The sequence below is a fragment of the Nitrobacter sp. TKz-YC01 genome (assembly GCF_047824785.1).
Classification (GTDB): Bacteria; Pseudomonadota; Alphaproteobacteria; order Rhizobiales; family Xanthobacteraceae; genus Nitrobacter.
The window spans coordinates 3749724-3762619 of record NZ_CP181167.1; the positions used below are offsets into that span (position 1 = coordinate 3749724).

The following is a 12896-nucleotide window of genomic DNA, read 5'->3' on the forward strand; positions in this document are numbered from 1 at the left end:
GGCGAACGCCGCATGGAACAACAAGCCAGTCGATCCCGTGCCGTCGCGACTTTCTACATGACGACAGGTCGATCTTAGTGCGCGAGGGACCCGCAGTACTTACCGAATGGTTACTCATCCGGCGTAATGACTTCCCTTTACAGTATACATAAGTATCTTATTATTAATTTTTCGTTAAACCGTGTATTAATACGATTAGTGGACGAGCTCGCTCCGATCAAAAGATATTTCATCCGAGTCACGAAGCAATTCCCTGCCCATTTTACGCCTTAGTTGGAGGATCAACCACGCCGCGAGTCAAAGATCATGGGTTTCACTTGCCGCAAGGGCGGCAATACTTTTAGGGGTCCTCCATTATGTTGCACTCGCGAAAGACGACGCTAGCGTTTCTGATCCGGCCGCGTACCTTGGCCGCTGTAATGACCGCGAGCGTCTTGATTGCAGGCGGCGTCACCGAGGCTTTGGCCGGGTCGCGCAACCATCATCGTCACCACCACCAGGGACATCATGCGAAGAGCCACGGCGCCAGCGGGCCGGCCTGGACGAACGCCAATGCGTCCCTTGAACGTTCTGCCCGTTCCAACCGATCGTTCTCCGGCGTGGCCTCTTATTACGGCAATGAAGCCGGCAACCGCACCGCGTCCGGCCAGCGCTTCAACCAGAACGCCATGACCGCCGCCCACCGCAGTCTGCCGTTCGGGACCAGGCTGAGAGTCACCCATGGCAGCCGCAGCGTGGTCGTCACCATCAACGATCGCGGTCCGTTCATCCGCGGCCGCGTGCTGGACCTTTCAAAAGGCGCCGCCCACGCGATCGGCCTGACCAGCCGCGGCGTCGGCCGTGTGGTCGCCGAGGTCATGTAACCCCGTTCCACACCGCGTTTCGCTTCTCAAAAACGCATCAGTCACGATCTGAGAGCCCCGCTTCTGATTCCATCAGAAGCGGAAAGGCCTCTCAAAGAAAGCTCTGCGGATCAACATCCACTTCGAGCTTCAGATTGCCTTTTGTCTTCGGCGCGGACGCAAGCCATTCACGCAGATAGCCGGAGAGGTCCACGCCGCGCGCCGACTTCACCAGCAGGCGAAATCGATAGCGTCCCTTGATCAGGGCCAGCGGGGCTTCCGCCGGTCCCAGCACCTGAATGCGCTCGTCGATCGGCGCGGCCGCAGCAATCCGGCGGGCGAAGCTCTCCGCGCTCGGGCGCTCGCCCGCGGATATGATCAGGCTGGCCAGCCGGCCGAACGGCGGGTATCCGGCCCGCTCGCGCGCCGCGATTTCGCTGGCATAGAACGCCTCGCGGTCGCCCGCGACCAGCGCCTTCATCACGGGATGTTCGGGCTGGTGGGTTTGCAGATAGCCGATGCCATGGCCCGTCTCGCGGCCGGTGCGGCCGATCACCTGATTGAGCAGTTGGAAGGTTCGCTCCGCAGCGCGGGGATCGCCGTTGCCGAGGCCGAGGTCGGCGTCCACCACGCCGACGAGGTTCAGGCGCGGAAAATGATGTCCCTTCGCCACCAGTTGCGTGCCGATGATGATGTCGACGCGACCCTCGGCGATGTCGTTCAGTTCCGAGCGCATGGTCTCGATCGAGGTGATCAGGTCGCTCGACAGCACCATGGTCCGCGCGTCGGGAAATAGCGCGGCAGCCTCTTCCTGCAGCCGTTCGACGCCGGGGCCGACCGCGACCAGCGATTGTTCGGCCGCGCAATGCGGGCATCGAGGCGGGCGCGGCATCGAGAAGCCGCAGTGATGGCAGACGAGCCGCTCCCGGAAGCGGTGATCCACCAGCCAGGCATCGCAGATGGTGCAGGCGAAGCGGTGACCGCAGCCGCGGCACAGGGTCAGCGGCGCGTAGCCGCGGCGATTGAGAAACAGCAGCGCCTGCTCGCGCCGCTCGATGGCGCTCCCGATCTCTGCGGCCAGACGCGGAGAAATGAAGCGGCCGCGCGACGGTCCCTCGCGCCTGAGATCAATCAGTTCGATCCGCGGCAAATGCTGACCGCCAAACCGCGACGTCAGCGCGATGCGCTGGTAGCGGCCCTTGCGCGCGTTGACTTCGCTTTCCACTGAGGGAGTCGCCGACGCCAGCACGATCGGGATTTTCGCTATATGCGCGCGCACCACGGCCATGTCGCGGGCGTGATAGCGCACGCCCTCGTCCTGCTTGTAGGCCTGATCGTGCTCCTCATCGACGATGATCAGTCCGAGGCTGGCATAGGGAAGAAACAGCGCGGAGCGCGCGCCGACCACGACCTGCGCCTCTCCCGCCGCGATCGCGGCCCAGTTGCGCGCGCGATTGCGCGGCGTCAATTCGGAGTGCCACTCCAGCGGCCGCTCGCCGAAGCGGGCCGCGAAACGGTCGCGGAACTGCCCGGTCAGCGCGATCTCGGGCATCAGGATCAAAACCTGCCTGCCGCGGCGGACGGTTTCGGCGACCGCTTCGAAATAGACCTCGGTCTTGCCGGAGCCGGTCACGCCGTCGAGCAGCGCGGCGTGGAACGTGCCATTCGACGCCAGCGCGCGCATGGCGTCCACGGCCGCTCGCTGCGATCGGGAGAAATCGGGCACGGCGAAATCCGGGTCAGGCGGCGGGGGGGGTGGTGACGGCGGCATCGGCTCGGTCGTCAGCGTGCCCTCATCGACGAGGCCGTCGACCACGCCGGCGCTGACGCCCGCTTCCCGGGCCGCATCGGATTTCGCACGCAGCAGCCCGTCCGACAGGACCGCCAGCAACCGCCGCCGCGCCGGGGTGATGCGCCGGGGCGGCTCGCCGCTCAGACGCACGCCCGGCCGCGTCCGTTCCGGCCCGAGGTGCTCGCCCATCCGCAGGCTCATGCGCATCACCATGCCGCGCGGCGACAGCGTGTAGTTGGCGATCCAGTCGATCAGCGTGCGCAGTTCGTCCTTGAGCGGAGGGACATCGAGCTTGCCGGAGATGTCCTTGAGGCGGTTGTGCAGGCGCGGATCCGGCGCGGGGTTCTCGGCCCAGACCACGGCGACCACCTCGCGGGGGCCGAGCGGCACTGTCACCACCTCGCCTGGCCGCACCTCCATGCCGTCCGGCACGCGATAGGAATAGGCGTGACCGATCGCGACGGGAACCTGCACATCGACTATGCGCGTCGTCGATGATGCCGGGAACGTGCCAGGGCGCGAAGAACGGTCCATCTGGAGAATCGGTCTCGGTGGGGGTGGCGGCCAGCTTAGGAGGACACGGCGCCATAGGCCAGCCAACCGGAAGATTAGCGAAGGATAAACCAGGACGGCGCGATATAATCGCCGGACTCAACATGCAGGGTGCGATGATGGCGAAACTCGTGGAGCCGCTTGCCGATCCCGCCTGCGCGGCGTCCGACATCGGACAGCAGATCGCGCGCTGGCTCACGCATCTGCGGGCCGAGCGGCGGCTGTCGCCCAAGACGCTGGAAGCCTATGAGCGCGATGTCAGGCAATGCCTGATGTTTCTCGGCCGGCACTGGGACGCGCTGGTGACGCTGGAGCGTTTTGCCGCGCTTGAACCGAGCGATATCCGGGCCTTCATGGCCGCGCGACGCGCGGAAGACATTGGCGGCCGGTCGTTGATGCGTTCGCTGGCCGGGCTGCGTTCGTTCGCCCGATTTCTGGAACGGGAAGGGCTCGGCAAGGTCGGCGCGCTCGGCGCGATCCGCGCGCCGAAGGTCGGCAAGAGCCTGCCGAAGCCGATCCATATGAGCGCGGCGAAGCGATTTGCCGACGCGTCCGAGCGCGCGGGCGAGGATCGGGAGCCATGGATCTGGGCGCGCGACGCCGCGGTGATGGCGCTGTTGTACGGATCCGGCCTGCGAATCTCCGAAGCGCTCGGCTTGAAGCGCCGCGACGTGCCGCTGCCCGGCGCGGGCGACGTGCTGGTGGTCACCGGGAAAGGCAACAAGACGCGGATGGTGCCGGTGCTGCAGAACGTGCTGGCGCTCATCCATGAGTATGTGGCGATGTGCCCGCATTCGCTGCCGCCGGAAGAACCAATCTTCGTCGGAGCGCGGGGCGGCCCACTCAGGGCGCGCATCATCCAGCTTGTGATGGCGCGGATGCGCGGCGCGCTCGGCCTGCCCGACAGCGCGACGCCCCATGCGCTGCGCCATTCATTCGCGACGCACCTGTTGAGCCGCGGCGGCGACCTGCGCGCGATCCAGGAACTGCTCGGCCACGCCTCGCTCTCAACCACGCAGATCTATACCGGCATCGACAGCGAGCGGCTGCTGGACGTCTACAGGACGGCGCATCCGCGCGCCTGACCAAAGCGTTTTCGAGCGAAGCATGTCCTCGGGCTAGACCCGAGGATGGAAACCGGTTCGCGTGAAGAAAACGCGTCAGAATAATCCAGAGCCTCGCTTCTGATTCACCGAAGCGGGGATCTGCGAGAGAGCCCGGTTGCAGGTGGCGCTCCGATCCGGTCTTTCGACGAAATCCGACAGCGGCGCGGAGGTTCAATCAATAGAACCTCCCGCTGAAATTTCCGGTCCGGTCGCCGGATTCATGATTCCGGCCCCGGATGGTCGCAATTTCCGCATTCGACCCTATATAATCAGCGCATCACGGACATGCTGCGTGTCGGAGAGCCCCAGCGGGCCCTTGCATCAGCATTGCCCGTTCTCGAAAAGCGTAATTGTAGGGGTTCCCGCCATGACGTTCAGCTTCCAGAAATCCGCCGAACTGTTTCCTGCCGCGGTCCGCAGGAAGAAGCGTGCCGGGTTTACCTACCGCCGTTTCGATACCGCGGCCGACGCCGTACGCTTCGCCATCGAGGAGCTTCCGGCCGACTCGCTGAACGGCGCGTATCTTCAGGTGGACGAAGCCCGCTTCGATCAGAACGGCATCCGCTCTCTCTATGAGAGCCGCGACTTTCCGCTGCCCCGCCGCAAACTCGACACGGCATCCGCAGAAACGAGAGTCCCGAAGGATGCTGCGTGAGAATTCCGCGCATCCGAACCAACCGGAATTCAGCCGAGCTTTAAGCGCGATCTTCTGATCGAGCGCGTCCTTTAGAGCCTTTCCGCTTCTGATGGAATCAGAGCGAACATGCTCTAGCCGGCTGAACGCAGGCTCTCATTCGGCTGGCGGTCGAGCCAGCGCTTGAGCATCCGCACGTTGCGCATGTTGGCGCGAAACATCACGTCGAAGGCATCGCCGGCCACAGGCACCAATCCGATCACTCCGTCGACCGCAACATTGCTCAGCATCCGCGCGGTGAGGTACCAGGGTGCACCAAGCGCCCGCGCTTCGCGCACCAGCCAGAGCGAGAACGCCGTGGTTATGATGTCGCCGATCACCGGCACCAGCCCGATCAGGCCATCAAGGCCGTAACGGACGTTCGTTCCCGGCACGACGAAGGCGACGTCAAGCAGCCTCGCGATCGCATCCAGCCGCGCCAGCCGCTGCTCGCGGGTGAGCGGCTGGAACGCAGCGGCGAACTCAAAGCCGGAAGCACCGTGCTGAAACGCCCCGAACGGGCCGGCCTGGAATCCATCGGCACCCGGCGGGTCCCCATGAATCTCACGACCGTCCTGATCGATGACCTTTGCGCGCGCGGACCTACGGGCTCGAAAGTTATCACGCGAAAACAAGTCGTCGTTCGGCATGGATTTCATCGCTTTGACATGGTCTCCCCCGGCAACTTTCGCAAGATTGGGTCACGCGGCCACGCGATCGTGATGATCTTCTGCTTCGATGCGTCGCCGTCGCGCAGAACAACCTCATCGCGGCGAAACAGCCGTTTCGCATCGGCAGGACTCAGCGGGATGCGAAACATATCGTCCCGACATTTTCCTCCCTCTCCAGGTCTCAACTCCGCCCCATTGCGCCGCCATCTTCCCGGCCAAGCGTTTTGCATGATCGCGTCAGAAAATTCGCCTTGCCTTGTTTCGGGATCATGTCGACAGGGGAGAACGTTGTATGAGTCAGGCTCCGTCGCAGAAGTTTGGCGCCGAGTATGTCGCGCATTTGCGCGAGTTGCTCGATATCGCAGCCGAGGAAATCGGGCCCGAACATCGCGCGCCGGCGACCAAAGCGAAGATCACCAGGACTCGCATCGGCAAGAAGGATGGCCTCCCCGAGGCACGACATTTCACGAACGCGGCGTCGACCGCGGGTGAGGACCGCACCGCGTAAAGGTACGTCTGCGATGTTTGCCGCTCATGCCCGGCTGAACATGTCCCGCTCGATATGTCCTGAATTCCACCGGAGGGGCACGCTGATCTGGCGAGGTCGACGTAACGGAGACTGACCTCAGCAAAGGCGTTTCATAAGGACGTCGGCAATATGCGTCCCGCGAAGCGCTACTCGCCCCACTCCGTGAACGCCTCGTTGAATGCGCGCTCTCCGGGCGCCCCCTTCTCGATAGCGATGATCGCGCGACGTTGGTTCGTATAGACCAGCGGGATGTCCAGCCATGAGCGCTCTTTCAAAAGCTGGAGATTGCGCACGCGATCGGACTCGACGTTCGACAGCCCGACCAGGAAGAATCCGTCGGTGACCTTGACGGCGAGTCCCGCCAGCGGGGTGCCGCGGGCCTGTTCGTTGGACTTCATCAGGACGCCGGGGACGTTGGAGACTCCACCGCCGTCGAAATCCGGCGGCAATACGAAGGTCAGCTCCGCGGTGTGGCTGGCAGGCAGCGAGGTGTCGGTGTTGCGGCGGAACGACATCATCATCTTGAACTTGCGTTCGGGAATGTCGATCTCGGCCCGCACGGCAATCTCAGGCTTGTTGCCGGCGGCCCCCTTTACCTCTTCGGTGCGCCACACCACCGAGCCGACATACTGCTTGCCCTTGGGGTCCGAGGGGTCTTCGTCATACAGCACGACGCGCTGCGCCACCGGCGCGATCGTTTCGGACATCGAAGGCTGACCGACCCGGTCAGTGATCTTCGGCTTCAGTCCCGGCGCCGCGGGCTTCACAATCTCGCTGGTCTGGTTCGAGGAATCGAACAGCCCGCGCACGGCCGAGACCACATTCGAACCCCAGATAATTCCCGCTCCGGCGAGGATGAGCAGGAGACCGGCCACGATCGCGCTCTTGAGCGGAAAGCCGCCGCCAAGCACACGCTCCGGCCTTTCGCGACCGGGGCGCGGCCACGATCGCGGCGGGGGCGCCGGCGGCTGGTCGTCCGCGGCAATACCGGAAAACGATTCATCAGAAGGATACGCTCCCTCAAACGCGCCGCGATCCTCAAGGCTTGGCTCCAGCCGATCGAATTCGGGTGACGGCGATCGCACATTGGCATAGGTGCGGCGGGCCGAGCGATTGGCCTGCGCCGCGGCGCGGCCGAGATCATCAGCATCCGCCGTGACGTCTCGAAAGCCCGGAACCGGAGGCCGCGGCGGCGGGCGATCGGGTTCGGGACCGCGGCGCGGCAACCCCTGATTCTGATGATTCTGATTCTGACCCTGATCCAGCCGCTCGCGGGCAGGCGGCGGCGGTTCATCCGGTAACGGGATCGGCGGTCCAGGCGGCCGCCAGGACGGCGTCGGACTGACGGATGGAGGGGGTGACGGGGATGGGGCCGGGGTTGGGTCAGCGCGCAGATTGCGCGGTTGGGGCGTCGCGTTGGCGCGCGAGCGGACCGGCGGCTGGGTAGCCGTGTCCGGCGACTTCATCGCAGCGCGCGTCGCGGCGCGGAACGCATCGCCGGAGCGCGAACCACCGCTACGCGAGGCTTCGCGGGCGCGCTGGGCGGCCTCGGACTCGACCTTGCGCACCGCCTCTTCCAGCGCCAACCGCTCGCGGGTGATCTCGGATTCAGTCAAAGGCGGCTCGACGCCGCGGAGCTGAGCGATCAGCGCAGTCCGTGCCCGCTCATAAAGCGCACGCCGCTGCTCGCCGGGCGCGTTAACGTCCAATCCGGCGATGGCGCGTGCGATCAGCGGGTAATAATCAGCCATGTCTCCTCAATGCACGAACATTAACCTTGAACGCATTCCCGTAACATCCCGTTAAGCCTCGAATGGGTTCTGGACCAGAATGGTATCTTCACGCTCCGGGCTGGTGGACAGCAGGGCGACCGGGCATCCCACCAGCTCCTCGATCCGGCGAACGTATTTGATAGCCTGAGCCGGCAGGTCCGCCCATGAGCGCGCATTGGCCGTCGGCTCCTTCCAGCCCTCGACCGTTTCATAGACCGGCTCGATACGGGCCTGCGCTCCCTCTCCCGCCGGCAGATGATCGATCTCCTTGCCGTCGAGACGGTAGCCGGTGCAAACCTCGATCGTGTCAAAACCGTCGAGGATGTCGAGCTTGGTCAGCGCCAAGCCATGGATGCCGCTGGTTCGCACGGTCTGCCGTACCAGCATGGCGTCGAACCAGCCGCAACGACGTTTGCGGCCGGTGTTGACGCCGAATTCCTTGCCGCGCTGACCGATCAGCTCGCCAATCTCGTCGTTGAGTTCGGTCGGGAACGGTCCCTGGCCGACTCGCGTGGTGTAGGCCTTGCAGATACCGAGAACGTAGCCGAGCGCGCTCGGCCCCATGCCGGTGCCGGTGGCGGCCTGGGCGGCAACGGTGTTGGAGGAGGTGACGTAAGGGTAGGTGCCGTGATCGACGTCGAGCAAGGCGCCTTGCGCGCCTTCAAACAGGATGCGCTTGCCTTCGCGGCGCTTGTGATCCAGCAGATTCCACACGCTGTCAGCATAGGGCAGCACCCGCGGCGCAATTGCGGCGAGATCCCTGAGCAGCGCACCGCCATCCACTTCCGCGATGCCGTGTCCGCGGCGCAGCGCATTGTGATGGGCGAGCAGCCGCTCGATCTTGTGCGGCAGGGTCTGCGGGTCGGCGAGGTCCATCAGGCGGATGGCGCGGCGGCCGACCTTGTCTTCATAGGCCGGACCGATGCCGCGCTGGGTGGTGCCGATCGCCGTCGCCGCGCTGGCGTTCTCGCGCAGGCTGTCCAGTTCGCGATGAAGCGGCAGGATCAGCGTGACGTTCTCGGCAACGCGCAGGTTGTCGGGGCCGACCTTGACGCCCTGCTCCTTCAGCTTCTCGACCTCGTTGACGAAGGCTTGCGGATCGAACACGACGCCGTTGCCGATGATCGACAGCTTCGACGAGCGGACCACCCCCGAGGGCAGCAACGCCAGCTTGTAGGTATTGCCATCGATCACGAGCGTATGACCGGCATTATGGCCGCCCTGAAAGCGGACGACGATATCCGCCTGCTCCGACAGCCAGTCGACGATCTTGCCCTTTCCTTCGTCGCCCCATTGGGCGCCGACGACGACAACGTTGGTCATTTCCGCGGAAGTTCCTTACAAAAGTGGAGCGCGTCCATACCGACCTTCGGTCGTGAACCTCGAACCCGAAGGACGCCGGCAACTCGTGATTACCATACCCGTAATTGTCGTCATGGCGCGGGTTCGGAAGATACGCCTTGCAGGCACGCAGCAAAAATGAAGCGATCGTCCGGACCATCCCGCCAAGCGTCTCATCGGATAAAGGATGCGTGCGGTTCACGCAAGCCGGATCGGCCGTGAATGCCTCTCCAAGCCGTTGATAAATCCTGATAATCCAAACCCGGCAGTTGGACGCTTTACGCGCGGTCCCGCACCCGCCACAGTTTTCAGGCACGCTCGGTCGTCAATGTTCACGTTCCGCCGCTCAGCCGGCCAAGCCAACCGGACCGGCCAAGCCACCGGCCAAGCCAATGGGAGGAGAGATGCGCCGTCTGACGATAGGCAGGGCATGCGCCGGAGCGGTGCTGCTGGCGATGCTGGCTCCCGCCGCCGCTTACGCGCGGGAGGCTGCGCCCGGCGCGCCATCGCACCTCACGGAAACCACCCCCGCCGGCCCGCGAAACGACGGCGACCAGCCCGCCGCAACCGCCGACCATCACCGGCTGCCGCCGGAGTCCACCACCAAGCACAAGCTCGTTTTACCGGACCGCACGCTGGCCTTCACCGCGACGGCCGGCGCTATTCGCATCTTTGACGACAAAGGCGAACCGCAAGCGGACATCGCCACGACGGCCTATCAGCTCGACGGCGCCGATCCCCGCGGCCGTCCCGTGACCTTCGTTTTCAACGGCGGTCCCGGCGCCTCTTCGGCGTGGCTGCAATTCGGCAGCAACGGCCCCTGGCGCATCGCGATGGACCGGGCGATCGCCAGCCCTTCCGTTCCCGTGCCGCTGGAGCCGAACGCGGAAACCTGGCTCGACTTCACCGATCTCGTTTTCATCGATCCGCTAGGCACCGGTTACAGCCGCATGGTGGCGCGCGGCGACGAGGCCCGGAAACGCTTCTTCACCGTCGATGGCGATGTGGACTCGATCGCGCTGGTGATCCGCCGCTGGCTGGAGAAAGCCGACCGGATGCAGTCGCCGAAATTCATCGCCGGCGAAAGCTATGGCGGCATTCGCGGACCGAAGATCGCGCGCAATCTGCAGACCCGGCAGGGCGTCGCCGTCAAGGGGTTGATTCTGATCTCGCCGGCGCTTGATTTCAGCGACGTGCTGGGCACGGGCTTGACCCGGTTCGTGGCAAGCCTGCCGAGCATGGCGGCGGTTGCACGGGCAAAGGAAAAGAGCGAAACACTGACCCGGGCCGACATGGCCGATGCCGAGGCCTACGCACGCGGCGAATTCCTGACCGATCTCATCAAGGGCCAGGCTGATGCGGAGGCAACGCGGCGGCTCGCCGACCGCTTCGCGACGCTGACGGGGATCGATCAGGCGGAGAGCCGCCGCCTCGCCGGACGATTCGACGTCAGCGAATTCCGCCGCGCCTTCGACCGCGAGGGCGGCAAGGTCACGGGACGCTATGACGCCTCGGTGCTGGGGTTCGACCCCTATCCGGATTCAAGCGCCAGCAATTTCAACGACCCTTCGGAGGGACCGCTGTTGACCTCGCTGACATCGGCGGCGTTCGAACTTCATGCGCGCAAGCTGAACTGGCGGCCGACGGGCTCCTATGAACTGCTCAGCCGTACCGTCAACCGCAAATGGGATTTCGGCAAGAACCGGTCATCCGTCGAATCGATGTCGGATATCCGCGAACTGCTCGCAGCGGACCCGCAATTCAGGCTGCTTGTCGCGCATGGATTATTCGATCTCGCGATACCTTATTTCGCCTCCCAGATCCGTCTTGATCAATTGCCGACCTTCGGCTCGCGCGATCGCGTCAAGTTCGTGGTCTATCCCGGCGGCCACATGTTCTATTCGCACGACGGCGCGCGCCGGTCGCTGCGCGACGAGGCGCGCGTGCTGATGAAATGAGGCAACACCACACCGATTAGCCGCCGATCGGGCACGTCCGTGCTTCCGCCGGTCAGAACGTCAGCGCCTTGGCCTGCCTGACCTGCGGCAACGCCTGCACCTTGGCGAGAACGTTCTCAGGCACGCCGCCATCGACCTCGACCAGCGCGATGGCATCGCCGCCCTGGCTGTGACGGCCGAGGTTGAAGGTCGCGATGTTGACGCCCGCGTCGCCCAGCAGCGAGGCGAACTTGCCGATGAATCCCGGTCTGTCCTCATTGGTGACGTAGATCATCGACTTGCCGAACTCGGCGTCGACGCGGATGCCCTTGATGTCGACGAGGCGCGGATGGCCATCGGCGTACACCGTTCCCGACACCGAACGCTCCTGCCGTTCCGTGAAGACCGTGACCGTGATCAGGCTTTCGTAGTCGCTCTGCGCGGCGCGCACGACCTCGTCCACCACCATGCCGCGCTCCTTGGCGACGACCGGCGCGGACACCACATTGACATCGCCCAGCATCGGCCGCAGCAGGCCCGACAGCGCCGCCGACGTGAGCGCCTTGATTTTCATTTCGGCGACCTGTCCCTCATAGGTGATCGTCACCTTGGATATTCCGGTCTCGGTGAGCTGGCCCGCGAAGGAGCCGAGCTTTTCCGCAAGCTCTACGAACGGCTTCAGCTTCGGCGCTTCTTCCGCCGTGATCGAAGGGAAGTTGAGAGCATTGGTGATCGCGCCGGTGAGCAGATAGTCCGACATCTGTTCGGCGACCTGAAGCGCGACATTCTCCTGTGCTTCGGTGGTGGAAGCGCCGAGATGCGGCGTGCAGATCACGTTGGGATGGCCGAACAGCACGTTCCCGGTCGCCGGCTCCTCGACGAACACGTCGAACGCCGCGCCCGCCACCTGCTTGGCGTTGAGCGCATCGGCCAGAGCCTGCTCATCGACCAGACCGCCGCGCGCGCAGTTGATGATGCGCACGCCTTTCTTCATCCTGGCGATAGCGGCGGCGTCGATGATGTTGCGGGTCTTGTCGGTGAGCGGCGTATGCAGCGTGATGAAGTCGGCGCGCTTGAACAGATCATCGAGCTCGACCTTCTCCACGCCGATATCCTTGGCCCGTTCCGGCGACAGGAAGGGATCGAACGCGACCACCTTCATCTTCAGACCGAGCGCGCGATCCGCGACGATCGAGCCGATATTGCCGCAACCGATCACGCCGAGCGTCTTGCCCGTGATCTCGACGCCCATGAAGCGATTCTTCTCCCACTTGCCGGCCTGGGTCGAGGCATCGGCGGCCGGGATCTCGCGCGCCAGCGCCAGCATCAAGGTGATCGCGTGTTCGGCGGTCGTGATCGAATTGCCGAAGGGCGTGTTCATCACGATGACGCCCTTGGCGGTCGCGGCCGGAATCTCGACGTTGTCGACGCCGATGCCTGCACGGCCGATCACCTTCAGTCTCTTGGCGTTGGCGAGAATCTTCGCGGTCGCCTTGGTGGCCGAGCGGATGGCAAGGCCGTCATAGTCGCCGATGATCTCGGCGAGCTTGTCCTTATCCTTGCCGAGCGCGGGCTGGAAATCGACCTCGATGCCGCGATCCTTGAATATCTGCACGGCGGCGGGGCTGAGAGCGTCAGAGATGAGAACTTTCGGTTTGGTCATGATGTTGTCCTCCGCCCT

Annotated in this window: 10 protein-coding genes; 5 read left to right on the plus strand and 5 right to left on the minus strand. The window is 64.5% G+C overall.

Annotated features, from left to right (window positions below; genetic code table 11):
* Positions 1-356 precede the first annotated feature (356 nt).
* Positions 357-863: a septal ring lytic transglycosylase RlpA family protein gene (locus tag ACMYR2_RS17895; protein WP_347264184.1), complete on the plus strand. Its 507-nt coding sequence runs from the start codon at positions 357-359 to the stop codon at positions 861-863.
* Between the two features lie 91 nt (positions 864-954).
* Here the strand turns inward: ACMYR2_RS17895 and ACMYR2_RS17900 are convergent, their stop codons facing one another.
* Entirely contained in the window at positions 955-3168 is a 2214-nt protein-coding gene (locus tag ACMYR2_RS17900) for a primosomal protein N' (protein WP_416193424.1), read from the minus strand.
* Between the two features lie 137 nt (positions 3169-3305).
* Here ACMYR2_RS17900 and ACMYR2_RS17905 point away from each other — a divergent pair, with 137 nt between their 5' ends.
* Both ACMYR2_RS17905 and ACMYR2_RS17910 read left to right on the plus strand, forming a co-directional pair.
* A complete protein-coding gene (locus ACMYR2_RS17905; protein WP_347264196.1) occupies positions 3306-4271 on the plus strand; it encodes a tyrosine recombinase XerC in 966 nt (321 codons plus the stop codon).
* Positions 4272-4659: 388 nt separating this feature from the next.
* Positions 4660-4947 (plus strand): hypothetical protein, encoded by a 288-nt coding sequence (locus ACMYR2_RS17910; RefSeq protein WP_347264186.1) that lies wholly within the window; start codon positions 4660-4662, stop codon positions 4945-4947.
* A 113-nt stretch (positions 4948-5060) separates the two neighbouring features.
* Here the strand turns inward: ACMYR2_RS17910 and ACMYR2_RS17915 are convergent, their stop codons facing one another.
* Positions 5061-5624 carry a DUF4112 domain-containing protein gene (locus ACMYR2_RS17915; protein ID WP_347264187.1) on the minus strand — a complete coding sequence of 188 codons (564 nt, stop codon included), beginning with the start codon at positions 5622-5624 and terminating at the stop codon, positions 5061-5063.
* 304 nt (positions 5625-5928) lie between these two features.
* Between ACMYR2_RS17915 and ACMYR2_RS17920 the strand changes: the two genes are divergently transcribed.
* On the plus strand, positions 5929-6144 hold the full coding sequence (locus ACMYR2_RS17920; RefSeq protein ID WP_347264188.1) for a hypothetical protein: 216 nt from the start codon (positions 5929-5931) through the stop codon (positions 6142-6144).
* 167 nt (positions 6145-6311) lie between these two features.
* On the opposite strand, the gene ACMYR2_RS17925 is transcribed toward ACMYR2_RS17920, so the two are convergent.
* Positions 6312-7916 carry a hypothetical protein gene (locus ACMYR2_RS17925; protein WP_416193425.1) on the minus strand — a complete coding sequence of 535 codons (1605 nt, stop codon included), beginning with the start codon at positions 7914-7916 and terminating at the stop codon, positions 6312-6314.
* Positions 7917-7967: 51 nt separating this feature from the next.
* Positions 7968-9260 carry an adenylosuccinate synthase gene (locus ACMYR2_RS17930; protein ID WP_347264190.1) on the minus strand — a complete coding sequence of 431 codons (1293 nt, stop codon included), beginning with the start codon at positions 9258-9260 and terminating at the stop codon, positions 7968-7970.
* Positions 9261-9682: 422 nt separating this feature from the next.
* Here ACMYR2_RS17930 and ACMYR2_RS17935 point away from each other — a divergent pair, with 422 nt between their 5' ends.
* On the plus strand, positions 9683-11236 hold the full coding sequence (locus ACMYR2_RS17935; RefSeq protein WP_347264191.1) for a S10 family peptidase: 1554 nt from the start codon (positions 9683-9685) through the stop codon (positions 11234-11236).
* 52 nt (positions 11237-11288) lie between these two features.
* On the opposite strand, the gene serA is transcribed toward ACMYR2_RS17935, so the two are convergent.
* A complete protein-coding gene (serA, locus tag ACMYR2_RS17940) occupies positions 11289-12878 on the minus strand; it encodes a phosphoglycerate dehydrogenase (RefSeq protein WP_347264192.1) in 1590 nt (529 codons plus the stop codon).
* Positions 12879-12896 lie beyond the last annotated feature (18 nt).